Below are 25,394 nucleotides of genomic sequence, written 5' to 3'. Positions count from 1 at the left end.
TGGGCTGCGCCCCTGCGCAGGCAGGGGCCCATCTCCAGACATTTGATGATGGACCCCGCGTTCGCAGGGGTACGGAAAGAGAAGAGACGATGAGCACCGAAGTCAAAGTCCCCACGCTGGGCGAAAGCGTCACCGAAGCGACGATCGGCGAATGGCTGAAGAAGCCGGGCGAAGCCGTCGCGCTCGACGAGCCGATCGCCAGCCTCGAAACCGACAAGGTCGCGGTCGAAGTGCCGTCGCCTGTTGCCGGCGTGATGGGACAGCAGGTCGCTGCCGTGGGTGATACGGTCAATGTAGGGGCGACGATTGCGATCATCGAAGCGGGTGACGGCAAGGCCGCCGCGCCCGCAGCTGCTCCCGCCGCAAAAGCCGAAGCGGCCGCTCCCACGCCCGCTGCGACCGCTCCAGCGCCCGCAGCCGACGATAGCGGCGATGGCGTAACCACCCTGTCGCCCGCAGTGCGCCGTCTGGTCCTCGAGCACGGCCTCGACCCGAGCCGGATCAAAGGCACCGGCAAGGATGGGCGCCTGACCAAGGAAGACGTCCTCGCCGCCGCCAATGCGGCGCCCGAAGCGGCCCCGACCGCCGCGCCTGCCCCGGCTGCTGCCCCTGCTGCATCTGGTGCACCGGGCCGCCGCGAAGAGCGCGTCAAGATGACGCGGATGCGTCAGACGATCGCCAAGCGCCTCAAGTCGGCGCAGGACACCGCCGCGATGCTGACGACTTTTAACGATTGCGACATGTCGGCGGTGATGGCGACGCGCGACAAATATCGCGAGACGTTCGAAAAGAAGCACGGTGTCCGCCTGGGCTTCATGAGCTTTTTCACCAAGGCGGTGGCGCTTGCGGCGCATGACATCCCGTCGGTCAACGCCCGCATCGATGGCGACGAGATCGTCTATCACGACTATCTCGACGTGTCGGTCGCGGTCAGTGCCCCCAACGGCCTCGTCGTCCCCGTCGTCCGCAACGCCGAAAGCATGGGCTTTGCCGACATCGAAAAGGCGATCGCAGACCTGGGCAAGCGCGCCAAGGACGGCACGTTGACGATGGACGACATGACCGGCGGCACCTTCACCATTTCGAACGGCGGCGTGTTCGGCGGCCTGATGTCGACCCCGATCATCAACCCGCCGCAGTCGGCGGTGCTCGGCCTCCACCGCATCGAAGACCGCCCAGTCGTCCGCAATGGCGAGATCGTGATCCGCCCGATGATGTATTTGGCGCTCAGCTATGACCACCGCCTGATCGACGGCCGCGAGGCGGTGACTTTCCTGAAAACGATCAAGGAAGCGATTGAGGATCCGACGCGGTTGCTGATCGATTTATAGTACCGTCGCCCCAGCGAAAGCTGGGGCCGCTATCCCCCTGGCGCCGCCCTCGGCAGCCAGCGATCCCAGCTTTCGCTGGGATGACGAACGGAGTTTGAAATGGCTGATTACGACTACGACGTCCTTGTCATCGGTGCCGGTCCCGGCGGTTATGTCGCGGCGATCCGCGCGGCGCAGCTGGGGCTGAAGACCGCGTGCGCCGATGGGCGCGAGACGCTGGGCGGCACCTGCCTCAACGTCGGGTGCATTCCGTCGAAGGCGATGCTGCATGCGTCGGAATATTATGACGCCGCCGCCAATGGCGCGATGGCGAAGATGGGGATCGATGTGACCCCCAAGCTGAACCTGCCCGCGATGCACGCGCAGCGGATCGATGCGGTCAAGGGACTGACCGGCGGGATCGAATTCCTGTTCAAGAAGAACAAGGTCGAATGGCTGAAGGGCTATGCCGCGTTCACCGGCAAGGACAGCGTCGAGGTCGCGGGCAAGACCTATCGCGCCAAGAATATCATCATCGCCACCGGTTCGTCGGTGACCCCGCTGCCGGGGGTCGATGTCGACAACGACAAGCAGATCATCGTCGATTCGACCGGCGCGCTCGAACTGGCCAAGGTGCCCGCGCATATGGTCGTCATCGGCGGCGGCGTGATCGGACTCGAGCTGGGCAGCGTGTGGCGCCGTCTAGGCGCGAAAGTCACCTGCGTCGAATATCTCGACCAGATCCTGCCGGGCATGGACGCGGATATTCGCAAGGATGCGAACCGCATTTTCAAGAAACAGGGTATTGAATTCAAGCTGAAGACCAAGGTTACCGGCGCGGCGGTCAAGGGCAAGAAAGCCGTGCTGACGCTCGAACCCGCGTCGGGCGGTGATGCCGACACGCTCGAGGCCGATGTCGTGCTGGTGTCGATCGGGCGGCGCCCGAACACCGACGGTCTTGCGCTCGACAAGGCCGGGCTGGCGGTCAACGCGCGCGGCCAGATCGAAACCGACCATGATTTCAGCACCCAAGTTCCCGGAATCTGGGCGATCGGCGACGTCATTCCCGGCCCGATGCTCGCGCACAAGGCCGAGGATGAGGGGATCGCCTGCGCCGAAAATATCGCGGGCCAGACCGGCATCGTGAACCATGATGTCATCCCGTCGGTCGTTTACACTTGGCCCGAAATCGCCGGGGTCGGCCTGACCGAAGAGCAGGCGAAGGAACGCGGCGAGGTCAAGGTCGGCAAGTTCCCGATGGCGGGCAACAGCCGCGCCAAGACCAACCATGAGCCCGACGGCTTTGTGAAGATTATCGCCGATGCCAAGACCGACCGCGTGCTCGGCGTATGGTGCATCGCCAGCGTCGCCGGCACGATGATCGCCGAAGCCGCGATCGCGATGGAATTCGGCGCGACGAGCGAAGACATTGCCTACACCTGCCACGCACATCCGACGCACAGCGAGGCGATGAAGGAAGCCGCGATGGCGGTGACCGGCAAACCGATCCACGTCTGACGCAGATGCCGGCGCTGCGCCAACCGACCACGCCGGGTCCGCCGCCTTGGCTCGCGGCGTCGGCGCTGGTCGCGGCCGTCGCGAGCGGCCTGTTGGCGTTCGGGATTGACGACGCACCGCCCGGCTATTTGCCGCTCAACGCCGCGTCGCTGCTGCTGGCGTTGACCGTCATGTTCGCGGTGCCCGCCGGACGACTGAGCGGCCGCGGCGCAACCTGGATCGTTTCGCTTTGTCTCGCCGCGATGACGGCGACGCTGGCCAGCGGCTTCGACCTCGACGGCGTTCGCCGCTGGTTGCCGCTCGGTCCGGTTCGACTTCACGCCGCGATGCTGCTTTTGCCGACAATGCTCGCCGCCTTGCCGCGACTGTCCGACCGATGGCAACTGGCGGCGGTGACCGGCGTCGCCGCGGTTTTCCTGCTTCAGCCCGATTTCGCCGCCGCGCTGGCTCTCGGCGCCGGATTTATCGCGTCGCACTGTCGCCGTTGGCGTGACCCGTTGATCGCTGCCGGACACGTCGTCGTCGTGCTGGTTGCCATTGCCAGTGCTTTTCGCCCCGATCCTTTGGCACCGGTGCGCTTTGTCGAAAATTTGGTCGCGGACAGCTGGACCCTGCACCCGGACCTCGGGATCCTTGTCATCGCGACCTTGCTGTTCGCGATCGGCGCACCCGTTCGGACGAGGCGATCCGATCGCGATGGCGCGTTGGGAGTGGCGGGGGCGTGGGCAGGCTTCACCGGTGCGTCGCTGATCGGAGCCTATCCGACCCCGCTCGCGGGCTATGGCGCGGCCGCAATTCTGGGTTATGGACTGGCGATTGCGGTGCTGCGTGGCTTGCCTGCGCGCGACTGATCGCACGGCATCGGCCGATCTGGGGAAACGCGATTGACGAGCGAAACGATCATCCGCCTGCTCGACCTCGCCGGGATCGGCGTGTTCGCGCTGTCCGGCGCGTTGATGGCGGTGCGGCTGCGTCAGACGCTGGTGACCGCTGCTTTCTTTGCGCTGGTAACGGGCGTCGGCGGTGGCAGCGTGCGCGACCTGCTGATCGGCGCGCCGGTGTTCTGGGTGCAGGATGGAGCCATTTCGGCAGTGTGCATCGCGATCGCGCTGGTCGTGTGGTCGACCCCAGAGCGCTGGTGGCAGGGGCAGTTGCTCGAATGGGCCGACGCCGTCGGTCTGGCCGCATATGCCGTGTTCGGCACTGCCAAGGCACTGGCGTGGGGGGTGCCGCCCGCTCCGGCGCTGTTGATGGGTGTCATCACCGGGTGCGTCGGCGGGACCATCCGCGATATCTTGGCCGGGGTGCCGTCGATCATTGTGCGGCCCGAAATCTATGTCACTGCGGCGGCGCTCGCGTCGGGGTTGTTCCTGTTGCTCATGTGGCTCGGCGTCGGCACCCCGGTTGCGGCGGTGGTCGGCGCGGTCGCCGGGTTCATCCTGCGCGGCGCGGCGATCCGCTGGTCGCTAGCGCTCCCGGCCTATCGCGATCCCAAAACAGGCGTCTAGGCGCCTGACTTGACGTTCGCGTCAACTGCGCCATGGTGGCGAAAATCGGCCAAAGGACTCCCGCAGCATGATCACCGAACAGACGACCGCCAATGGCATCAGTATCACCTATGAGGACAAGGGGCCGAAGGACGCGCCCGTGATCCTGCTGGTGATGGGGCTGGGCGGGCAGCTGACGCTGTGGCCCGACGAGTTCGTCGATGCGCTGAATGCGCACGGGTTCCGCACCATTCGGTACGACAATCGCGACGTCGGCCTGTCGACACGTTTCGAGGCGGCGGGGGTTCCCAACCTGAAATGGATGTTTGTGAAAGCGGCGATCGGCCTGCCGGTGCGCCCTGCCTATACGCTGGCCGACATGGCCGCCGATGGCATGGCATTGCTCGACCATCTGGGCATTGCGCGCGCGCATATCGTCGGCGCCTCGATGGGCGGGATGATTTCGCAGCATATCGCGGCGCGTTATCCGGGTCGCACGCTGTCGCTGACCTCGGTCATGTCGACCACGGGCAACCGCCGCCTGCCGCGTGCGCGCAAGGAAGCGATGCAGGCGCTGGCGAACCGGCCGATGAGCGGCGATCCCGAAGCGATGATCGCCTATTCGATTCGCACCGCACGGGTGATCGGCAGCCCCGGCTATCCGGCTGCCGAGGAACGCTTACAGCGCCGCGTTCGCGCCGATTTCGAACGCGGCTGGTATCCGCAGGGCGTCGCGCGCCAAATGGCGGCCATCGTCGCCGACGGCGACCGGCGCGAATTGCTGAAATCGATCAAGGCGCCGACGCTGGTCATCCATGGCGAGGATGATCCGCTCGTCCCGATGGCGGGCGGTAAAGACACCGCGGCGAGCATCGCCGGTGCGCGGCTGATGACGATCCCGGGCATGGGCCACGACCTGCCGCTGGCGCTGGTCGACACGCTGGCCGATGCGGTCGCGGAGCATGCGAAGGGCGTCGCCGTGGCGGCGTAATTTCTCCCCTCCCGCAAGCGGGAGGGGTTAGGGTTGGGTCAGCACCCTGTCAGATGCCCACCCCGCTGCGACTAGCGAACAAGTCCGCAAGTCTCGCTGCCCCTCCCGCAAGCGGGAGGGAGGCAATTAGCGCAACAACAACGCCATCGTAGCAAAGAATCCATTGGCTTCAGCCTTGCCGGGTCGCGGCACGGCGGGCAGGTAGCCGCGGCAATCGAGGCACGAAGCCTGCACCGATCCCGTCGCGCTCAGCATCGCCATATCCTGCATCAGCCGCCGTTCGGTCAGCTGGCGGTTCATCGCCGCGATGCCGAACCAGCCGCGCGGGGCCGCCGCCGTTTCCTCTTCGCCTTTGCCCCAGCTGGCGAGCATTTTCGAAAACTCGCTCGGTTCGTCCTCGAAATATTTGGCGTGGAAATCGCCGTCGACTTTCGCAAGCTTCGCGGCGGCGGCCAGCGCGTCGGGCAGACCGCCGAACTGATCGACCAGACCAAGCTGCCGCGCGGTGCCGCCGGCCCACACGCGCCCTTCGGCGATGGTGCGGATCTTCTCGATCGGCTGCTTACGGCTCTTGGCCACCAGACCGGTGAAGCGCGCATAAATATCCTCGACGCTCGCCTGCGCCAGCGCATTGAATTCGTCGTTCACGCCGCCGAACACGTCGGGCTGGCCCGACAGCGGCGTCGTCGCGATGCCGTCGGCGGTCACCCCGATCTTGGCGAGCGCCTGATCGAAGCTGGGCAGGATGCCGAACACGCCGATCGATCCGGTGATCGTCTCGGGCTCGGCAAAGATGCGGTCGGCGGGGGTCGAGATCCAATAGCCGCCCGATGCGGCGACATTGGCCATCGACACGACGATCGGCAGCTTTTTCGCCTTTGCGGCGAGCAAAGCCTGGCGGATTTCTTCGGACGCCAGCACCGACCCGCCGGGCGAATCGACGCGCAGGACGATCGCCTTGGTGCTGCTGTCGGACGCGGCGTCGAGGATGTGTTGCGCGATGGTCGTCCCACCGGCGGTGCCGGTCGGCGCCTCGCCATCGACAATTTCGCCCACGACGGGGATGACCGCGATGGCGAGGCCATTCGTTTCGGGTGGGTTGGCGGCGACCCAGTTTTCGAGCGGGATCGCATTATATTCCCACGGCTTGCTGTCGTCATAGGCGCCGCTGATCTCTGCAACGCGGGTGTTGAACGCCATGCGGCTGCCGAGCTTGTCGATCAAACCCGCGTCGAGCGATGCCTTTGACAGATCGTTGCCCGCCGCTTTCACCGCGCCCGCAGTGTCGGCGATATAGGCATCGACCTTGGCAGCCGGACGCGCTTTTTTGACGTCGGTCAGCCAGTTTTCCCAGAGCACGCCAGCATAAGCGAGATTAGCTTCTTTTGCCTCGGGCGATTGATCGCTGCGCAGGAAGGGTTCGACCGCGCTTTTGAAGGTGCCGACGCGGTAGATATTCGCAGTGATGCCCAGTCGATCCATCAACCCTTTGTAATAAAGGCGCGATCCGCCCGGACCCGCAATCGCTACGCCGCCGATGCTATCGGCCCAGATTTCGCTGGCGTGCGACGCGATCTGATAGCTGTCGGTCGTGTAGGCGGTGGCAAAGGCCAGCACGGGCTTTTTCTTCGCGCGGACCTTGTCGACCGCAGCGCCGATCTCCGCGAGCGAAACCTGGCCGCCACCGAGGAACCGATCGAGATCGAGGACGACCGAGGTGATGCGCTTGTCGTTCGCGGCGGTTTCGAGCGAATGAACGACATCGCGGACGCGGATTTCCTGAAGCTGGTTGCCGCCCGACAGCGCCGTGACGGTATCGACCTCGGCGGGCTGTTCGCTGACCACGCCGTCGAGTTCGATCAGCAGCGCACCCTCGCTAACCGGCAGCCCGGCGTTGGGACGTCCGGCGAGCAGGCCAAACAGCGCGACGAAGAACAACAGCAGGAAGATCAGCGCGAGCGCATCCTTGATCCCGACGAGCAGGTTCCACACCTTGCGCGGGAAACTGTTCCGCGACTTCGGCTTGTCGTCGCCGGGCAGCGGGCGGCGGACGGGGATGGCCCAGGGGCCGGCGGGATCGTTCGGAGTGGTGGTTTCGGTCATGCTTTCAAACCTAGGGATGCGGCTGGCCGTTGGCAATGCACGCTTCGACGGGCGGGCAACCCAGTCCTATCGGCGACGTCAGAGCCAGCCTTCGCGGCGGTACCAGTGCACGGTTTCGACGAGGGCGTCGTCGGTATTGCGCTCGGGGCGCCACAGCGCCGCCGGCGGGTGCGCCCCAGCGGTCGCGACCCAGTCGGGGTGGGCGATATAGCGGGCGCGGTCGGGGGTCAGCTTGGCGCGGCTGCGGCGGACCAGTTTGTCGATCCGCCCACCCGCTTTGAGCACCGTCCGTGGGATCGCGAGCGTCGCGACATGGCTGCGTCCCACCGCGCGTCCGATTGCGCGGGCAAAGCTGCGGTGTGACCAGCCGTCCGTCCGGCCGTCGTCGGGTTCGTAAATCGCGCCAAGGCTGGCCGTGCGATCGGCGGCCAGTGCGAGCAGCAAGCGCGCAAGGTCATCGACATAGATTGCCGACATGCGGCCCGTGGGCGGCAACAGCGCGATGCCGCGCCGCGCCATGCGGAACAGGTCGAGCATCTCGGTATCGCCGGGGCCGAACACCGCGGGGGGGCGGACGATCGTCCAATCGAGCCCGCTGTCCTGCACGATGGCTTCGGCGCGTTCTTTCGACCAGCCATAGTTGGAAAGGCCGGGCTCGCGCGCCGCCAGCGACGACACATGAATGAAACGCGTCACCCCGGCGCCGCGTGCGGCAACGATGACACGGCCGGTTGCGGTAGCATTGCCGGCCTCGAACGCAGCGCGGGTGGGGACGTTGACCACCCCGGCAATGTGCAACACGACGTCGCTGCCCCGCGTCATTTCGGCAAGACTGTCGGCGTTGTCGAGCGCGCCCGCGATCCAGGTGACGCCTGCTTGTTCGGGCTGCGGGCGGCGGGTGAGGGCGCGGACCTGCCAGCCCTGCTCGACTGCAAGGCGCAGTGTCGCGCCGCCGACGAAACCGGTCGCGCCCGTCATCGCCAAAACCGGTTGGGTCACAGCAGCACCATATGGTCGCGGTGAACCATCGCGCTGCGCGGCGCATAGCCGAGCGCGGCTTCCTGCGCGTCGCGGCCGAGGCCGACAATCGCGGCGGCATCGGTTGCGGGATATTCGGAGAGTCCGCGCGCGATGACGACACCGTCGGGACCGGCAACGTCGAGCACGTCGCCGCGGGCGAAGCTGCCCGATGCGGTTTGGACCCCGGCGGCGAGCAGGCTGGCACCACTGCGCAGCGCCCGTGCCGCTCCGGCATCGATCGTCAGCCGTCCCTTGGCGGTCAGGCCACCCGCAAGCCACGCCTTGCGCGCGCTCGCGCCTTTTTCGGCAACAAACAGGGTGTGCCGCGCTGCGGTCGACAGCGGGCGGTCGATCCGTCCCGAGGCGATAGCCAGATGGGCACCCGCGGCGTTGGCGATGCGTGCGGCGGCGATTTTCGACACCATGCCGCCCGATCCCATGCCCGAAGCCGATCCGGTGTCGGCCATCGCCTCGATCGCCGCGTCGATGCGTTCGACCCGTGCGATATGGTTGGCGCCGGGCAGCGCCGGGTTCTTGTCGTAAAGGCCATCGATGTCGGACAGCAGCACGACCCCGCCTGCGCCCGCCGCCTGCGCGACGCGCGCCGCCAGCCGGTCGTTGTCGCCGAAGCGGATTTCCTCGGTCGCGACGCTGTCATTTTCGTTGATGATCGGCACGACGCTCAGGCTGAGTAGCCGGTCGAGCGTCGCAGCAGCATTCAGATAACGCCGCCGGTCCTCCAGATCGTCGAGGGTGACGAGTATCTGCGCGGCGGTCAGTCCTTCGGCGCCGAGCACCTCGGCCCAGACCTGCGAGAGCGCGATCTGCCCCGTCGCGGCGGCGGCCTGCGCGTCTTCCAATGTTCCGCGGCCGCCCTTGGCCAGCCCCAGCCGCCGCGCACCAAGCGCGATGGCGCCCGAAGAGACGACAGCGACCTGCTGGCCCGCGCGGGTCCGCTCCGCGATGTCGGCGGCGATCCCGGTCAACCAGTCGCGGCGCACTGTACCGTCGGGATCGACAAGGAGCGCCGACCCGATCTTGATGATCAGTCTGGGGCAAGAAGAGGGAGCGAACAACATGACGCCGCCGATAGCGCGCGGCGCCGCCCGCGCCAATGCTATTACGTCAGCGAGAGCCGCCGAAGGTGTAGCTGAGCGCGACGCCGGCCGACGGCTGGCTGCGGCTGCCGAATTGGCGCGTCAACGGCGAGTCCGCTGCGTCGCCGACCAGCCGGTCGTAGCGGCCATAGACAGCAACGCCCCAATTCCGCCCGAGCATCCGGTGATAGCCTGCGGTGACGCCGACCGACTGGATCCCGCCGTCCGGATCATAGGCGGCGAGGCCAGAGGTCGCGGCCGCCGCGGGGGTGACGCCGAAATAGGCGTTGGTGTATTTGGTATCGCCCAGCGTGACGCGCGGGCCGATCGAAAACAGCCAGTCGTCGCCGTCGCGGGCGATATAGTCGGCACTGACTTCGCCGACCCAGCCCTTGTGGCCGCTCAGCGCCTTGCGGCCTTCGACGCGGACGCGCAGCGCCGGGGTCAGCGACACCTGAGCGAAGCCCCCGGCTTCGAACGAGAAGCCCACTTTGGGCACATCAGCGCCGATGTCGGCGGCGGTGCGTTTGCCGATGAATCCCAGCGACGGTCCGAAAGCAAAGTTGCCCGACTGAATGAGCGGTCCGCCAAAGCTTTCGTCAGCGGCCTCGAAGGTGAATTCGGTTCCAACGCGCTCGCGCGAGACGTCGATATAGGGGCCGAACGACAGATCTTTCGATCCCGGCCATGACGGCGATAGCTGCGGCCCGAGGATGATGCGGGTGCGTTTTTCGGTGCCGCTGGTCGCGTCCTGCGCATGGGCCGGAAGCGAAACGACGCCAAGAATGGGCGAAACGCAGAGCAGAAACTTGATAGCACGAGGGTGAGCAAACATCCGGAATTCCTTTATGTTTATGCTACAAGGCTTTCCGAACCCATTCGTTCCTAAACGGGTGACCAGTCGGTCGTTTCTTCGCCATCGTCATTGCGCACGACCGGGCGTTTTTCGGGGCCGATGATTTCGAGCAGCTTGTCGAGGATCGCGGGGACCCCCGAGCCGCTGGCGCCCGACAGCGCCATCACCGGATGCCCGCTTGCTTCGGCAAGCTCGGCTGACAGCGCCGCGACAAGCTCATCGTCGAGCGTGTCGATCTTGTTCAGCGCAACGATCACCGGCTTATCGACCAGATCGGCGCCATAGGCTTCGAGCTCGTCGCGGACGATGCGGTAGCTGGTGGCGACATCTTCGTCGTTGGCGTCGACCAGATGGAGCAGGACGCGGCACCGTTCGATATGGCCCAGGAATCGGTCGCCGACCCCGGCGCCGTCGGCGGCGCCTTCGATCAGGCCGGGGATGTCGGCGACAACAAACTCATTCCCCTTGTGGCTGACGACGCCGAGCTGCGGGCGCAGGGTGGTAAAGGCATAGGCGCCGACCTTGGCCTGCGCGTTGGTGACGCCGTTGATGAAGGTCGATTTGCCCGCGTTTGGCAACCCGACGAGGCCCGCGTCGGCGAGCAGCTTGAGCCGTAGCCACACCCATTTTTCTTCGCCCGGCCAGCCGGGGCCATGTTGGCGCGGGGCGCGGTTGGTGCTGGTCTTGTACGATGCATTGCCACGGCCGCCATCGCCGCCGCGCAGGAAAACGAGCGTCTCGCCCTCCTTGGCCAGATCGGCGAGCAGGCTGCGGTCTTCATCGTCGTCGAGAACCTGGGTGCCGATCGGCACCTGGATGACCAGATCGGGGCCGCCCGCGCCGGTGCGATCGCGCCCCGCGCCGGGGGTACCGCGCTTGGCCTTGAAATGCTGGGTATAGCGAAAGTCGATCAGCGTGTTGAGACCGGCGACGGCTTCAAAGATGATGTCGCCGCCCTTGCCGCCGTTGCCGCCGTCGGGGCCGCCATATTCAACATATTTTTCGCGCCGGAAGCTCACGGCACCGGGGCCGCCGTCACCGGACTTGATGTAAATCTTGGCTTGGTCGAGGAAATGCATGGGAAGCCTTTGGAGCGGAATCGAAACCTACATCCCAAAAACCGCTGATGTCGAGCGAAGTCGAGACACCCCGCAGCGCGGCGCCAAGCCGAGGGACATCTCGACTTCGCTCGATACGAACGGAGGAGGGAATGGGTGCCTTTAGCGGCGGCGCAATATAATTGCTAGCGGCTTAGGCGGCGGGCTTCCCGCCATGCTCGGCCCAGAATTTGGCGATGCGCCCGGTGATCAGTTCGGTCGCGAGCACCCGCGACGTGTCGCGCGGCAGGTCGAGCGCCTCGGCCATCTGGCCGCCCAGCTGCGCGTCGCCGAGCGCCATCAGGACCAACGCCAGCGTATCCTCGTGCATCAGCCGCTTTTCATGCGCATCGGGCGACATGCCGTCGATTAGCTTATGGATCGCCTCGACGATCGGGTCGAGCGCGTCGTCATTGCCCGTCGCGACCATCCAGGTCGCGAGCGCCCCTGCGCCGCCCTCGTTAAAGGCGTCGAAGGCGAGGTCGACGATTTCGCGCACATTGCGTTCGCCGGGCGGCGATTCGGCCATTTTCCTGCCAATCGTCGCGCACACCGTTTCGGCTTGATAAGCAGCGAGCGCTTTTTGCAGCCCAGCCGCGCTACCGAAATGATGAAGCAAATTGGCGTGGGTGCGGTCGATGCGGCCCGCGACCGCTTTCAGCGTCACCGCCGCAGGACCCATTTCGATCAGGATATGGCGCGCTGCCTCGAGCGCCGCCGACCGGCTTTCCTCGGGACTCAGGCGCCTTTTCACTATTGACATTTGTGTAAGTAAACCCTATTGCTCCATCCCATCGCCCCTTTTCGACGGTATGATCCATATGTCCAGCCTTTCCCTCTCCCCGACCCCCGCCGATTTGTCGATCACGCCGCGCGACATGCGCTTTGGTCGCGACGACAAACAGGGCCGCTGGTGGCTGAATGGTGACCCGATCGCCTCGGCCTTTCACACCGCCTTGTCGGTCACCTTTCCGCGCGGTGAGGCGATGTTCATCGAGGCGGTCAAGGCGCACCGCGAGGGCGTACCCGACAAGCTGGCGCGCGAAATCCGCGCCTTCACCCAGCAGGAAGTGATTCACAGCCGCGAACATGTCGTCTTCAACAAAAAGGCGGCGGAAGCGGGCTATGATCTCAGTGAGCTCGAGGCCGACGTCAACCACGTCCTCGACCTGATCAAGGCGCGCCCGCAAATCGTCAACCTGATGGCGACGATCGCGCTGGAACATTATACCGCGATGATGGCGGCGGTGATGCTGCGCGACGAGAGCATGTATGCGGGCGCCGAGCCCGAATGGGCTGCGTTGTGGAAATGGCATGCGATCGAGGAAATCGAGCATAAGGGCGTCGCTTACGACACCTGGCTGCACGCCACCAAGGATTGGAGCCGCTGGAAACGCTGGCGCGCCAAGTCGCTCATGATGATCCTGGTCACGTCGCGTTTCTGGCCGAAGCGGGTGCGGGGCATGAAAAATTTGCTGAAGCAGGACGGCCTGACCGGCTGGCGCGTCACGGCGCGCATCTGGTGGTATCTGCTCGGGTCGCCCGGCGTCCTGCGCAAAAGCTTTCTGCCCTGGCTCAGCTATTTCATGCCCGGTTTTCATCCGTGGAACCACGATGACCGCGCGCTGATCCTGAAATATGAAAGCGATTATGCCGACGCCGTGATGCCGGCACACGCGTCGGGGCGTGAAAAGATCGCGGTCGCCGCTTAATTCGGTTTGCGGCGCGTCGGACTGGACGCCGCGCATCGTGTCCCATATCTCCCTGTCAGTGGAGGGGACCATGCAACCACAAATGTCCGCGGCGGAAGTCACGCAGTTGGAGTTACAACTGGCGGGCTTGTCCTCGCTGCTCGAATTCGGTTGCGGCGGCAGCACGTTGGTGGCGTCGCGGCAGGTGCGGCGGATCGTCAGCGTCGATAGCGATCCGGCCTGGCTGGCAAAGGTGCAGGCCGATGTCGCGGGCGAGCCGGTTGAATTCACCCCGTTCCACGCGGACATCGGCCCGGTCGGCGAATGGGGCTATCCGATCGACGAGACCCTCCTGCGGGACTGGCCGCGTTATCACACCCAAATCTGGCGCGGCATGAGCGGCAGCCCCGATGCGGTGCTGATCGACGGGCGTTTCCGGGTCGCTTGCCTGCTGCAGGCGATCATCCACTGCAAACCCGACTGCATTTTCCTGTTCCACGATTTTTTCGACCGGCCGCATTATCATGTGGTGTTGAAGCATGTGGATGTGCTCACGCGCGTCGACACGCTCGCGGTGATGCGCGCCAAGGGACAGGTCGATGGCAAAGCGGTGCTGCACGATCTGTTCGACCATTATCTGATCCCAGATTGACGCGTCCCGCCGTCTTGCGGCATGTCGAAGTCATGTTCACGGCCCCTCCTATACTCGAAACCGAACGCCTGCGCCTGCGGCCGCACCGCCTGTCAGACAAGGACGTGCATATCGCGATGTGGGCCGACGAGCGCGTTACCCGCTTCATCGGCGGCGAGCCGCGAGCGCCCGACGTCAGCTGGGGCAAATTTCTAGGCTCGGCGGGGCTCTGGCCGGTCATGGGATTTGGTTATTGGGTGTTCGCCGACAAAGCGAGCGACCGGCTGATCGGGCAGGGCGGGCTCAGCTATTTCTGCCGCGGCATTCCCGAACTGGAGGGGGTGCCTGAGGCGGGCTGGGCGTTCGACGCCGACCATTGGGGCAGCGGTCTGGCGACCGAAGCGATGGCGGCGGCGCTGAGTTGGGCGGATGAACATCTTAAAGCCGCGGAAGTGCGCTGCATCATCGAACCGGGCAACGCAGGATCAGAACGGGTGGCGGCGAAGCTCGGCTTCAACATGATCGGACAAAGCGACGCGCTGGCCGAAATGGTGAATGTCTATGGCCGGAGCCGCGGTGCCAAGCTTCGCGCCACACCATATTCTTGAGGATGTCGGACCTTAGTAACGACAGGTCCGGGTCATGACCATGTAAGCCAGCTGGACGTCGTTGTACAAATCTCGACCGCGCTCGCCGCCTCGCGCACAGATATAAGCGTCATATGGCGCCTGGCCGCGGACTATGCCGCAATAATTTGTATAAGCGCGGTCTGCTTGCTTGAAGTCTCTCGTGGCACGTTGGCAAGGGTCATAGGCCAGCGCGGGAGACACGAGCGAGAAGGACACAATGGCGGTCGTTGCGGCGAGGGACAAGACTTTCAACACGGTACACTCCTTGAAGCATTCTTTGGAATAGCAGGAGGATAACCGTCGAAAGTTGTCAAAGTTCCTAGGGCGATCGGCGCGGGAGAACGGCCGGCGAGGCGGTCGCAAATCAACGCGCTGACCGACGCGCCGCAACGCTGCCACCGATGGTTTAAGCCGCTTCGACCACCAGCAAACCGCCATCGGCACTGACGACGCGAACCTTGGTGCCTTCGGCAGCATCAGGCCCGCGCACTGGCCATTCGCCGTCGCCGACCTTGGCGCGGCCGCGGCCATTTTCGATCGCGGTCACCAGCGTCAGCACTTCGCCGATCAACCGGCCGCCGCGCTGGTTGAGCAGCGGGTCGCTCGACACGATAGGGTTGGCCTTGAGCCAGCGGCGCGCGCCATAGAGCGCGATGAAGGCGAGCACGGCAAAAATGCCGAGCTGCATCGGGACGGTGATCGGCAAGACAAAGGCGAGGATACCGGTCGCGATCGCCGCGACCCCCAACCAGACCAGAAAGAAACCCGGTGCGACGATTTCGGCAGCGCATAGCAGCACCCCGACGGTGAGCCACGCCCAGTGCGGCGCCATGCTGTTCAGCCATTCGGTCATATCAGCTGCCCCCGCTCTTGTCGGTAAAGGCGTCTTTCGCGAGCTCGCCGATGCCGCCGAGGGTGCCGATCAGCTGGGTCGCCTCGACCGGGAACAGGATCGTCTTGCTGTTCGGGCTGGTGGCAAAGCCGCTGATCGCCTCGACATATTTCTGCGCGATGAAGTAGTTGATTGCCTGGGCATTGCCGCCGGCGATCGCGTCAGACACCATCTGCGTTGCCTTGGCCTCGGCCTCGGCTTCGCGTTCGCGCGCTTCGGCGTCACGGAAGGCGGCTTCGCGGCGCCCTTCGGCTTGCAGGATCTGGCCCTGCTTCTCACCCTCGGCGCGCAGGATTTCGGAGGCGCGCATGCCCTCGGCTTCCAGAATATTGGCGCGCTTTTCGCGCTCGGCCTTCATTTGGCGCGCCATAGCGTTCGAAATGTCGGCGGGTGGGCGGATGTCCTTGATCTCGACACGGGTGATCTTGACCCCCCATGGCGTCGTGGCTTCATCGACGACGATCAGCAACCGCGCGTTGATATGGTCGCGCTTTGACAAGGTCTCGTCGAGGTCCATCGAACCCATGACGGTACGCAGGTTTGTCGTCGTCAGGTTCATGATCGCGAGGTACAGGTCGCTGACTTCATAGGCCGCCTTCGGCGCGTCGAGGACCTGAAAGAACACCACACCATCGACCGCGACCATTGCATTGTCCTTGGTGATGATTTCCTGGCCCGGAATATCGAGCACCTGTTCCATCATGTTGACCTTGCGGCCGACGCGATCGAAGATCGGCATGATGAAGTTCAGCCCCGGCTGCGCGGTGTGGGTGTAGCGACCGAAGCGCTCGATGGTATAGCTGAAACCCTGACGAACCGGAGTCAGCGCCCAGAGCAGGAACACCGCCGCCAGCACGACCAATGCGATCGGAAACCAATAGTCCATCGAAAATCCCCTCAGCAATGCTGGCCGTGCAGCCCTCACTCCTTTATTGCGAGAATGCCCGCATTGCGCCAGACAAAAGCGCATGACCCACGCCAGTTTCGCTCCGCGCTCGTTGCTCTATGTCCCCGGCTCGAACGCCCGCGCGCTCGAAAAGGCGCGGGGACTGGCTGCCGAGATGCTGATCATCGACCTGGAGGATGCGGTGCCCGCGGACCGCAAGGACGAAGCGCGCACGGCGATGCGCGCTGCGGTGGCCGCGGGCTTTCCCGGCAAGCGTATCGCGGTACGGATCAATGCGACCGGGACCACTGAACAGGCGGCGGATATCGACGCGCTTGCCGATCTGACGCTCGACGCCGTGGTGCTGCCGAAGGTCGATGCGCCTGCGGATATTGGTCCGGTACGCGGACTGGGCCCGCCGGTGCTGGCAATGATTGAAACCCCGACGGCGATCTATGCCGCGCGCGACATCGCTGCCGACCCGTCGGTCGCCGGGCTGATCGCGGGTCTGAACGACCTGGCGCATGAATTGCAGCTGCCGGATGGCATGGATCGCAGCGCGATGGGCTATGCGATCCAGGCGATCGTGCTGGCGGCGCGCGCCGCGGGCGTCTGGGGTTTTGACGGCGTCTATAATGCGATCGACGATGCCGCCGGTTTTGCGGCCGAGGCGGCCGAGGGGCGGCGGCTGGGTTTCGATGGCAAGTCGCTGATCCACCCGTCGCAGGTCGATCCGTGCAACGCCGCCTTTGCCCCATCGGCGCGCGAGATCGCCGCGGCGGAAGCATTGGTCGCTGCTGCCACCGGCGGGGCGCAGCGGCATGATGGGCGAATGATCGAAGATATGCACGTGGCGGCGGCGCGGGCGTTGCTGGCGCGCCGGGGGAAATAGTATTGCGTTCGTCTTTCGACGAACGCGTCTTGCCCGCATGCAGCGGACATGCCATCGGCAGGGCCATGCAAATGATAAAGTTTCGCGCCGCAATTGCGGCTGTCGCCCTGGTCGCTGTCGCGGCTGTTCCTGCCGCTCACGCGAAGGACGCCGACGCCCCGATCACCGAGGCAGCGCTTGCTGCGCACATGAAGGTGCTGGCGGGCGATGCATTCGAGGGCCGCGCGCCGGGGACTGACGGCGAAGACCGCACCATCGCTTACATCGTCGGTGAATGGGCCAAAGCCGGGCTCGAAGCCGTGCCGGGCAGCACAACCCCGTGGTTGCAACCGGTACCGTTCGTCGAGAGCAAGGCGGTCGGTGGTGGCGCGAAGTTCAAGGTCCATGGCCGCGATTTCGCGCTGGAAGACGATGGTATCATCCTGACCGGGCGTGATGCGACAGTGTCACTCAGCGATGTTCCGGCGATCTTCGTCGGCTACGGGGTCGATGGTGCTGGCAAGGTGAATGCCGATGTGACCGGCAAGCTTGCGATCATGCTGTTCGACAATGCGCCGTTCGGCGACAAGCTGCCGCGCTATCGCGAGCGGCGCCAGCTGCTCGCCGATGCAGGGGCGAGCGCGGTGCTGGTGATCGCGACCGACGCGGTGCCATGGGCGCAGTTACGCGAGAATGCCGGCGGCACCGTGGTGCGACTGGCCAATGCCAAGCCCGGCGCGCCGGTGACCGGCTTTCTGTCGCTCGAAGCGGCCGACGCGCTCCTGAAAAAGGCCGGACAGGACGGCGGCGCGGTCCGCGAGGCGGCAAAGTCGCCCGATTACAAAGGGCTCGCGCTGCCCGTGACCGCCGATCTGGCCACCCAATCGGCATTCCGTCCCTTTGCCAGCAACAATGTCGTCGCTAAGCTGCCGGGCGCGAAACCCGATGGCAAGGCGGTTCTGTTCCTGGGCCATTGGGATCATCTGGGCATCTGCGGCAAGGACGGCGAGGCCGATCGCATCTGCAACGGCGCGGTCGATAACGCCAGCGGCATTGCGGTGCTGATCGAGGTCGCCAGGCGGCTGGCGTCGGGTGAGCGTCCGGACCGCGACATTTATTTCATGGCAACGACGGCCGAGGAAAAGGGGCTGCTCGGCGCCCATTATTTCGCCGATCATCCGGTGGTGCCGCTGTCCGACATCACCGTCGCGCTTAACGTCGATACGATCGCGATTTCGCCGCGCGGCACGCCGGTGGCGACAATCGGCCGCGGCAAGCCCGACTATGACGCGGTGGTCCGTGCCGCGGCGACGAAGCTTGGCCGCAAGCTGGACGAGGATGGCGAGGCCGATGCCTTCATCCAGCGGCAGGACGGCTGGGCGCTGGGCGCCAAGGGTGTGACCTCGCTGATGGTCGGCGGCAGTTTTTCGGACATGCCGTTGCTGCAGGCGTTTCTGAGCAGCGACTATCACGGCCCGAACGACAATTTCAGCGACAAGATCCCGCTCGGCGGCGCAGCGGAGGATGCCGATCTGCATGTCGCGCTGGGGCGGGCGTTTGCCGATGTGAAGGCCTGGCCGGGAAAGTAATTTTCGCCGTCATTGCGAGCGTAGCGAAGCAATCCAGAGCGGTTTACGTACACTCTGGATTGCCGCGTCGCTTCGCTCCTCGCAATGACGAGGCTAGATTCAAGCCGCCTGCTTGGCCCGCTCGGTCATTTCCTGATTCAGCATCTCGGCGAGCAGGAACGCCAGCTCCAGCGACTGCCCCGCGTTCAACCGCGGATCGCAGTGCGTGTGATAGCGATCAGCCAGATCCATCTGCGTCACGTCCATCGCGCCGCCGGTGCATTCGGTGACATTCTGGCCGGTCATTTCGATATGGATGCCGCCGCCATGCGTACCCTCGGCGCGGTGCACCGCGAAAAAGCCGCGCACTTCGGCGAGGATGCGTTCGAACGGCCGCGTCTTGTAGCCATTGGGCGTTTTGATGACATTGCCGTGCATCGGGTCGCACGACCAGACGACCGGATGCCCCGATTCCTTCACCGCGCGCACCAGCTTGGGCAGATGCGCTTCGATCTTGTCATGGCCGTAACGCGTGATCAGTGTCATCCGCCCCGACACATGGTTCGGGTTCAGCGTGTCGAGCAGGCGCAGCAGCACGTCGGGCTCGAGGCTCGGCCCGCACTTCATGCCGACCGGATTGCCGATGCCGCGCAGATATTCGATATGCGCCGACCCTTCAAAACGGGTGCGGTCGCCGACCCACAGGAAGTGGCCCGAGGTGTCGTACCAGCCGCCGGTCAGGCTGTCCTGCCGCGTCAGCGCCTGCTCATAGGGGAGCAGCAGCGCTTCATGGCTGGTGTAAAAGCTGGTGCCTTTGATCTGCGGGACGGTTTCGGGGGTCACGCCGCACGCTTCCATGAACGCTAGCGCTTCGGAAATCCGCGCGGCGGTTTCCTGATATTTCTTCGCCCACGGGCTGCGATCCATGAAGTCGTGCGTCCACGCATTGACTTGGCGCAGGTTCGCGTAGCCGCCGTTCGCAAAGGCGCGCAGCAGGTTCAGCGTCGCCGCCGACTGGTTATACGCCTTGACCATGCGCTGCGGATCGGGCTCGCGGCCCGCTTCCTCGAACGCGATGTCATTGATGATGTCGCCGCGATAGCTGGGCAGCGACACGCCCTCGATGTCTTCCATGTCGGCCGAGCGCGGCTTGGCGAACTGGCCCGCCATGCGGCCGAGCTTTACCACCGGCATTTTCGACGCAAAGGTCAGCACGACCGCCATCTGGAGCAGGACGCGAAAGGTGTCGCGGATGTTGTTCGGGTGAAATTCGGCAAAGCTTTCGGCGCAGTCGCCGCCCTGCAGCAGGAACGCCTTGCCCTCGGCCACGCGGCCAAGGTCGGCGGTCAGGTCGCGTGCCTCGCCGGCGAAAACAAGCGGCGGATAATTGCTCAGCTCGCGTTCGGCCGCCGCGAGCGCGTCGGCGTCGCGATAGGTGGGCAGCTGACGGGCGTCGTGCGAGCGCCAGCTATGCGGTTGCCAATTCTTCGTCATCTGCCTGTATCTTCACTGTTCAAACCGGGCGCCGCCATGGCGCGAATGTCGGCTCGACGCAATGCGCCCTATCCGACAGCCGAGAAAATTAGCATTATCGTGACATTTGCGCACCTATGCTTTTCTTGGGGACCAAAAACTGATAGTTTGTTTCACTGCTTTGCAATGCAACGCGCGCATCCAAGGCATCTGGCTATCGGCGACGTTATACATCCAGCGACCTGATACCGGGTCTTCACGCGAAGCGACTGGCTATGGCGAATTTCGAGTCCGCATGGTTTATATATGGGGCATTGCTGTTGCTGCTGGCGACAAGCTTTGTCGTGCGTATCGATTATGTCCGTATCGGCCTGGCGGCCGCGGCGCTGGTGGCGGTGCCGCTGGTGTTATTCCGTGAACCCGATGTCGGCTATGGGATGCTGGTGCTGGCGATCCTGGTCGTGAACATCGGCATCCTGGCGCGATTATGGCTGCGCGAAAAAAATGTCAGCTTTTCAGCCGAGGAAGAGGCGCTGCGGCGCGAACATTTCAGCGGGCTCAACGCGGTGGCGGCACGCGGCTTGATCGATCAGGGACACTGGATTTCGGCGCGTCGCGGCGAAATATTGATCCGCGAAAATCAGGCGGCGCCGAGTTTATTCTATTTGGCGGAAGGGCAGGCGGCGATCCAGCGTGACGGCGCCGAGGTTGGCAAATTGTCCGACGGTGCATTGATCGGCGAAGCGACGGTGCTCGACGGCACCCATGCGACGGGAACGGTGGTGCTCGGCAGCAACGCGCGGCTGTGGTTTGTCCCGGCGGCGGCGCTCCGGGCCTATCTGGCCGCCAACCCGAGCATCGCCAGCGTGCTGCACGAGGGTTTTGCCCGGGCGCTGCGCGGCAAGCTGGCGACCGCCAATACGCGGCTGGCCGATCGGCCGCCGATCGCTTGATCTTGTTTGCGGCCACGACGCCTCGAACTTGTCATCGCCGCCTGCTAATCACCGCGCCATGACAATGATTCTCTACGGCATTTCAAACTGCGACACGGTGAAAAAGGCGCGCCGCTGGCTCGATGAGCAGGGCGTTGCCTACCGCTTTCACGATTTCCGCAAGGATGGGCTCGAGCCTGCGCGGCTGCAAAGCTGGGTGGATGCGCTGGGCTGGGAAAAATTGCTCAACAAAGGCGGCACGACCTTTCGCAAATTGCCTGACGCGCAGAAAGACGGGCTTGATGCGGCGTCGGCCAAGGCACTGATGCTCGACCAACCCGCGATGATCCGCCGCCCGGTCGTCGAAGCCTTGGGCGCGATCAGCGTCGGTTTTGCGGCCGCCGACTGGCAGGCGCGTTTTGCGGCATGATCCGGTGGATGGCGGCCTTGCTGGCCCTGTCGCTGCTCGCCGGCTGTTCGGCTGATCCGGTGACCGCGCAGCCCACCCTCGACGGCCAGCCGCCGATCGTCATCGCGCACCGCGGTGCGTCGGGCGAGCGGCCCGAGCATACGATCGCGGCGTACAGGCTGGCAATTGAGCAGGGCGCCGATTTTATCGAGCCCGACCTGGTGCTGACCAAGGACGGCGTGCTGGTGGCGCGGCACGAGAATGAGATTTCGGAGACCACCGACGTCGCCGACCGTGCCGAATTCGCCGACCGCAAGGCGACCAAGACGATCGACGGCATCAAGGTCACCGGCTGGTTCACCGAAGATTTCACGCTCGCCGAATTGAAGATGCTGCGCGCGCGCGAACGCCTGCCGAAGCTGCGCTCGACCGATTATGACGGCCAGTTCGATATTCCGACGTTCGAGGAAATCTTGGCGCTGCTGGCCGAGGTGAACCGGGATCGCAAGAAGCCCGTCGGCGTCTATCCCGAAACCAAGCATCCCAGCCATTTCATCGCGATCGGCCTGCCGCACGAAGCGCCGCTGCTCGCGCTGCTCGACCGCTTCGGTTATCGCGGCCGCAAGGCGCCGGTCTATATCCAGAGCTTTGAGGTGCGGAACCTGATGGACCTGCGTGCCAAAAGCGACCTGCCGTTGATCCAGTTGATGGACGGCGAAGGCGGCCCACCCGATATGCCCGAAACCAGCTATGCGGCGATGGCGTCGCCCATGGGGCTGAAAGCCATCGCCGCCTATGCCGACGGCATTGGTCCGAACAAGGCGATGGTCATTCCGCGCGGTACCCTTGGGTCACTGGCCGATCCGACCAGCCTGGTGCGCGATGCCCATGCTGCGGGGCTGAAGGTCCATCCATGGACCTTTCGCCGCGAGAATTACTTCCTGCCGCTGGGCGACAAAGGCGGGGTGAACCCGGCGGGACATGGTGACCTGGGGACTGAGATTGCCGCCTATTTGCGGACCGGCATCGACGGGTTGTTCAGTGATAACCCGCGTGAGGCGGTGGCGGCTGTGGCGGGAAAGAGCGACCCAAGTGGACGTTGATCCTCCTGTGGCGAAGCCATGGGAGGTGGCAGCGCGAAGTGCTGACGGAGGGGCCACGGTACCAGCCCCTCCACCACTCGCTGCGCCCCTCCCCATGGCTGCGCCACAGGGAGGATTTCCTCCTCATCGTCATCCCGGACTTGATCCGGGATCCATAGCCGCGCTGTCGTCATAGATCCCGAATCAAGTCCGGGATGACGAAGCTTGCTAGCGGGCGCCGGCTTCTCACCCCAAAAACAGCCAAAACCCGGCCCGACGCCCCCGGGGAGAGGCGTGGGCCGGGCCGCGCGGCCGCGCTGCATCAATCCTTGCCGGCCTCCCATTGGAACACCGTTTCGAGCGGTTTGCCGAACACTTGCGCGATGCGGAACGCGACTTCGAGCGAGGGCGAATATTTGCCCTGTTCGATCGCCGCGATCGTCTGGCGGGTGACCCCGACCTTGTCGCCAAGGTCGCCCTGTGTCATTTCCTCGGCCAGAAAGCGCAGGGTGCGAATGTCGTTGGTGAAGGGAAGCGCCATCGGTCAATATCCCCGGCGATAATAATAGAGCTGCGCCCCGACCCGGACGAGTTCGGCCAGCACGACGGTGGCGATCATCATGTTGAGATAGACGCCGGGCGTGAAGCGATAGAATATGGCGATCATGTTGGCCCAGCAGCCGAGCACCAGCGGATAATAGGCAAGGTGGGTGCCGCGCAGATGGATGCCGCGTTCGCGCTCATCCTCCCTGACGTGCACCTCCTTGGGCGCCCGGATGGCAAAGACTGCGGCCGTTGCCGCCATCACCACGATGATGATGATCGTCACTGGCACCAGCATCCCGGCCACCGCGCCGACACCCGCCGACGTGTCCACCAAATGCCAGGGATAGGCGACGAAATACCATCCAAAAGCGGCGAAGATGCCGATGAAGGCGGCCCAGTGGGTCTTTTCACGAAACGACATATCCGAAACCTCCAATGTTCGTTGAATATGACGCAATGTTAAATTAAACGAACATAGAGTCAAGAATAAATTACATCGCTCGCCTTTGCCGCTTTCGCGTCGCTGCTTTAGCCGCTAAGCCCGCGCCCTATGTCCACCCTGCCCAAAACGCTCACCTTTGACACCTCGACCAGCCGCGCGAATCCGACGCCGCAGCCGATGAAGCGCCTGACGGTGCCGCGCATCCGCCAGCGCAAGGGCGGCGAGCCGATCGTGATGCTGACCGCCTACACCGTCCGCATGGCGCAGTTGCTCGACCCGCATTGCGACATGCTGCTCGTCGGCGATTCGCTGGGGCAGGTGATCTACGGCCTGCCGCACACCGTCGGCGTGACGATGGAGATGATGGCGCTGCACGGCGCCGCGGTGGTGCGCGGCAGCTATCATGCCGCGGTCATCGTCGACATGCCGTTCGGCAGCTATGAAGCCAGCCCCGAACAGGCGTTCACCAACGCGGCGCGCCTGCTGAAGGAAACCGGTGCTGCGGCGGTGAAGCTGGAGGGCGGGCGCGCCCTCGCCCCGACGATCGAATTCCTCACCCAGCGCGGCATTCCGGTGATGGGCCATGTTGGCCTGACCCCGCAAGCCGTGAACATTCTTGGCGGCTATGGCGTGCGCGGCAAGAGCGACGAGGAAGCCAAGGCGATCGTCGAAGATTCGATCGCGGTGGCCCAGGCGGGGGCATTTTCGCTGGTGATCGAAGGCGTGCTCGAATCGATCGCGATCGAGGTGACCAACAAGGTCGCCTGCCCGACCATCGGCATCGGCGCGTCGGCGCAATGCGACGGTCAGGTGCTGGTGACCGAAGACATGCTGGGCATGTTCGAACGCGTTCCCAAATTCGTGAAGCGGTATCAGGATATGGCCGGTGTCGTCGAAGGCGCGGTCAAGGAATATGCCGAACAGGTCAGGTCTCGTTCATTCCCGACCGAGGATCAGATCTACGCTGGCTGACGCGAACAAGGCGATGATTGAGGCCAAGTGAATCGCTTGGCCTTTTTCCGCGCCGTCGCTAAGGAAGCCGCGGCGGGATACATGCCCAAAGCCCTGAATGTTTAATGGAGGTTTGATTGGCTCTGAGCCCGACCAACGATACCGCGCTGTTGCAAGAGGTCGACGAAGCTGTTCGCAAGGACCGGCTCGACACGATCATGCAGCGCTATGGCCGGTGGATCATTGGCGGTGTGCTGGCCGCCTTGCTGGCGTTCGGGGGCTATTTATACTGGACCCATCGTCAGGATGCAGCGCGCGGCGAACGCGGCGAGGAACTGATCGCCGCGTTTGAAAAACTGCAGACCAACCAGCCCCGCGCCGCGGCCACCGAACTGGAAAAGCTCGCAGCGGGCGGCGAGCCCGCTTACCGCGCGGTCGCAGTGATGCAGCAGGCCAATATCAAGGCGCAAGCCGGCGACCTGAAGGCCGCCGCCGCGCTGATGGCAAAGATCGTCGCGGATCCAAAAATCGACCCGGCGTTGCGCGATCTGGCGTTGATCCGGCAGACCGCGCTGGAATATGACAATCTGAAACCCGAAATCGTGATTGCGCGGATGAAGCCGCTCGTCGATGCCAAGGATCCGGTATCGAGCTGGTTCGCCAGCGCCGCCGAACTGTCGGCAACCGCCCATTATCAGCTTGGCCAATATGACCAGGCGGGTGCGCTCTATGGTCGCATTGCCAAGCTACCCGGCGTCGCCAAGTCGCTGCAATCGCGCTCGGTCCAGATGGCGGGCATGCTCGGCGTCGATGCCGTTACCGACCGCGCCGCCGAAAGCGCCGCCAAGGACCAGAAAGGCAATGCCGCGCCGAAAGCAGCGGCAGCCGCCCCAGTTGAGGAAGCCAATTAAT

The 25,394-nt window shown here is 64.6% G+C and carries 26 protein-coding genes; 15 read left to right on the top strand and 11 right to left on the bottom strand.

Features of this window, described 5'->3' with window-relative positions:
* The first annotated feature begins 89 nt into the window (after positions 1–89).
* From odhB to ACQY6T_RS10620, 5 genes are all read left to right on the top strand, one after another.
* On the top strand, positions 90–1,331 hold the full coding sequence (gene odhB / locus ACQY6T_RS10640) for a 2-oxoglutarate dehydrogenase complex dihydrolipoyllysine-residue succinyltransferase (protein WP_428630759.1): 1,242 nt from the start codon (positions 90–92) through the stop codon (positions 1,329–1,331).
* A gap of 99 nt (positions 1,332–1,430) precedes the next feature.
* A complete protein-coding gene (lpdA, locus tag ACQY6T_RS10635; protein ID WP_428630758.1) occupies positions 1,431–2,828 on the top strand; it encodes a dihydrolipoyl dehydrogenase in 1,398 nt (465 codons plus the stop codon).
* Positions 2,829–2,833: 5 nt separating this feature from the next.
* Positions 2,834–3,679, top strand: coding sequence for a hypothetical protein (locus ACQY6T_RS10630; protein WP_428630757.1), 846 nt, complete (start codon positions 2,834–2,836; stop codon positions 3,677–3,679).
* Between the two features lie 33 nt (positions 3,680–3,712).
* Complete coding sequence (locus ACQY6T_RS10625; protein ID WP_428630756.1) at positions 3,713–4,336, top strand: trimeric intracellular cation channel family protein; 624 nt, start codon at positions 3,713–3,715, stop codon at positions 4,334–4,336.
* Positions 4,337–4,403: 67 nt separating this feature from the next.
* Complete coding sequence (locus tag ACQY6T_RS10620) at positions 4,404–5,306, top strand: alpha/beta fold hydrolase (protein WP_428630755.1); 903 nt, start codon at positions 4,404–4,406, stop codon at positions 5,304–5,306.
* Between the two features lie 126 nt (positions 5,307–5,432).
* Here ACQY6T_RS10620 and sppA read toward each other — a convergent pair whose 3' ends face one another.
* The 6 genes from sppA to ACQY6T_RS10590 form a co-directional block, all read right to left on the bottom strand.
* Positions 5,433–7,409, bottom strand: a complete 1,977-nt coding sequence (gene sppA, locus ACQY6T_RS10615) for a signal peptide peptidase SppA (protein ID WP_428630754.1) — start codon at positions 7,407–7,409, stop codon at positions 5,433–5,435.
* Positions 7,410–7,487: 78 nt separating this feature from the next.
* On the bottom strand, positions 7,488–8,408 hold the full coding sequence (locus ACQY6T_RS10610) for an SDR family oxidoreductase (RefSeq protein WP_428630753.1): 921 nt from the start codon (positions 8,406–8,408) through the stop codon (positions 7,488–7,490).
* On the bottom strand, positions 8,405–9,508 hold the full coding sequence (gene proB / locus ACQY6T_RS10605; protein WP_428630752.1) for a glutamate 5-kinase: 1,104 nt from the start codon (positions 9,506–9,508) through the stop codon (positions 8,405–8,407). The genes ACQY6T_RS10610 and proB overlap by 4 nt, the downstream gene beginning before the upstream one ends.
* A 46-nt stretch (positions 9,509–9,554) precedes the next feature.
* Positions 9,555–10,361, bottom strand: a complete 807-nt coding sequence (locus tag ACQY6T_RS10600) for a MipA/OmpV family protein (protein ID WP_428630751.1) — start codon at positions 10,359–10,361, stop codon at positions 9,555–9,557.
* A gap of 50 nt (positions 10,362–10,411) precedes the next feature.
* On the bottom strand, positions 10,412–11,461 hold the full coding sequence (gene obgE / locus ACQY6T_RS10595; RefSeq protein WP_428630750.1) for a GTPase ObgE: 1,050 nt from the start codon (positions 11,459–11,461) through the stop codon (positions 10,412–10,414).
* Between the two features lie 172 nt (positions 11,462–11,633).
* Positions 11,634–12,242 (bottom strand): TetR/AcrR family transcriptional regulator, encoded by a 609-nt coding sequence (locus ACQY6T_RS10590; protein WP_428630749.1) that lies wholly within the window; start codon positions 12,240–12,242, stop codon positions 11,634–11,636.
* 58 nt (positions 12,243–12,300) lie between these two features.
* Here ACQY6T_RS10590 and ACQY6T_RS10585 point away from each other — a divergent pair, with 58 nt between their 5' ends.
* The 3 genes from ACQY6T_RS10585 (at position 12,301) to ACQY6T_RS10575 (ending at position 14,409) form a co-directional block, all read left to right on the top strand.
* The gene (locus ACQY6T_RS10585; protein ID WP_428630748.1) at positions 12,301–13,191 is read left to right on the top strand and encodes a metal-dependent hydrolase; all 891 of its coding nucleotides are present in this window, start codon (positions 12,301–12,303) and stop codon (positions 13,189–13,191) included.
* 82 nt (positions 13,192–13,273) lie between these two features.
* Positions 13,274–13,822: a hypothetical protein gene (locus ACQY6T_RS10580; RefSeq protein ID WP_428630747.1), complete on the top strand. Its 549-nt coding sequence runs from the start codon at positions 13,274–13,276 to the stop codon at positions 13,820–13,822.
* Between the two features lie 32 nt (positions 13,823–13,854).
* Positions 13,855–14,409, top strand: a complete 555-nt coding sequence (locus ACQY6T_RS10575) for a GNAT family N-acetyltransferase (RefSeq protein ID WP_428630746.1) — start codon at positions 13,855–13,857, stop codon at positions 14,407–14,409.
* A 427-nt stretch (positions 14,410–14,836) separates the two neighbouring features.
* Here ACQY6T_RS10575 and ACQY6T_RS10570 read toward each other — a convergent pair whose 3' ends face one another.
* On the bottom strand, positions 14,837–15,283 hold the full coding sequence (locus ACQY6T_RS10570; protein ID WP_428630745.1) for an NfeD family protein: 447 nt from the start codon (positions 15,281–15,283) through the stop codon (positions 14,837–14,839).
* A 1-nt stretch (position 15,284) separates the two neighbouring features.
* Entirely contained in the window at positions 15,285–16,208 is a 924-nt protein-coding gene (locus ACQY6T_RS10565) for an SPFH domain-containing protein (RefSeq protein ID WP_428630744.1), read from the bottom strand.
* A gap of 82 nt (positions 16,209–16,290) precedes the next feature.
* Here ACQY6T_RS10565 and ACQY6T_RS10560 point away from each other — a divergent pair, with 82 nt between their 5' ends.
* On the top strand, positions 16,291–17,100 hold the full coding sequence (locus tag ACQY6T_RS10560) for an HpcH/HpaI aldolase/citrate lyase family protein (RefSeq protein ID WP_428630743.1): 810 nt from the start codon (positions 16,291–16,293) through the stop codon (positions 17,098–17,100).
* A 71-nt stretch (positions 17,101–17,171) separates the two neighbouring features.
* Positions 17,172–18,668 carry a M28 family peptidase gene (locus ACQY6T_RS10555; RefSeq protein WP_428630742.1) on the top strand — a complete coding sequence of 499 codons (1,497 nt, stop codon included), beginning with the start codon at positions 17,172–17,174 and terminating at the stop codon, positions 18,666–18,668.
* A gap of 99 nt (positions 18,669–18,767) precedes the next feature.
* Here ACQY6T_RS10555 and ACQY6T_RS10550 read toward each other — a convergent pair whose 3' ends face one another.
* On the bottom strand, positions 18,768–20,141 hold the full coding sequence (locus tag ACQY6T_RS10550) for a class II 3-deoxy-7-phosphoheptulonate synthase (RefSeq protein WP_428630741.1): 1,374 nt from the start codon (positions 20,139–20,141) through the stop codon (positions 18,768–18,770).
* A 293-nt stretch (positions 20,142–20,434) separates the two neighbouring features.
* Here ACQY6T_RS10550 and ACQY6T_RS10545 point away from each other — a divergent pair, with 293 nt between their 5' ends.
* Genes ACQY6T_RS10545 through ACQY6T_RS10535 form a run of 3 tightly spaced genes read left to right on the top strand, consistent with a single transcriptional unit; the run spans position 20,435 to position 22,564 of the window.
* A complete protein-coding gene (locus ACQY6T_RS10545; protein ID WP_428630740.1) occupies positions 20,435–21,073 on the top strand; it encodes a Crp/Fnr family transcriptional regulator in 639 nt (212 codons plus the stop codon).
* A gap of 58 nt (positions 21,074–21,131) precedes the next feature.
* On the top strand, positions 21,132–21,482 hold the full coding sequence (locus tag ACQY6T_RS10540) for an ArsC family reductase (protein ID WP_428630739.1): 351 nt from the start codon (positions 21,132–21,134) through the stop codon (positions 21,480–21,482).
* Entirely contained in the window at positions 21,479–22,564 is a 1,086-nt protein-coding gene (locus ACQY6T_RS10535; protein WP_428630738.1) for a glycerophosphodiester phosphodiesterase, read from the top strand. Before ACQY6T_RS10540 ends, ACQY6T_RS10535 begins: the two co-directional genes overlap by 4 nt.
* A 301-nt stretch (positions 22,565–22,865) precedes the next feature.
* Here ACQY6T_RS10535 and ACQY6T_RS10530 read toward each other — a convergent pair whose 3' ends face one another.
* Both ACQY6T_RS10530 and ACQY6T_RS10525 read right to left on the bottom strand, forming a co-directional pair.
* Positions 22,866–23,084 (bottom strand): helix-turn-helix transcriptional regulator, encoded by a 219-nt coding sequence (locus ACQY6T_RS10530; protein WP_428630737.1) that lies wholly within the window; start codon positions 23,082–23,084, stop codon positions 22,866–22,868.
* 3 nt (positions 23,085–23,087) lie between these two features.
* Positions 23,088–23,510, bottom strand: a complete 423-nt coding sequence (locus ACQY6T_RS10525; protein WP_428630736.1) for a hypothetical protein — start codon at positions 23,508–23,510, stop codon at positions 23,088–23,090.
* A 129-nt stretch (positions 23,511–23,639) separates the two neighbouring features.
* Between ACQY6T_RS10525 and panB the strand changes: the two genes are divergently transcribed.
* Positions 23,640–24,503, top strand: a complete 864-nt coding sequence (gene panB, locus ACQY6T_RS10520) for a 3-methyl-2-oxobutanoate hydroxymethyltransferase (protein WP_428630735.1) — start codon at positions 23,640–23,642, stop codon at positions 24,501–24,503.
* A gap of 116 nt (positions 24,504–24,619) precedes the next feature.
* Positions 24,620–25,393: a tetratricopeptide repeat protein gene (locus ACQY6T_RS10515; protein WP_428630734.1), complete on the top strand. Its 774-nt coding sequence runs from the start codon at positions 24,620–24,622 to the stop codon at positions 25,391–25,393.
* Position 25,394 lies beyond the last annotated feature (1 nt).

The organism is Sphingopyxis sp. (assembly GCF_965279725.1).
Lineage (GTDB): Bacteria > Pseudomonadota > Alphaproteobacteria > Sphingomonadales > Sphingomonadaceae > Sphingopyxis.
Note: the sequence above shows the minus strand (reverse complement) of the source record. Positions and strands in the feature narration are given on the sequence as shown.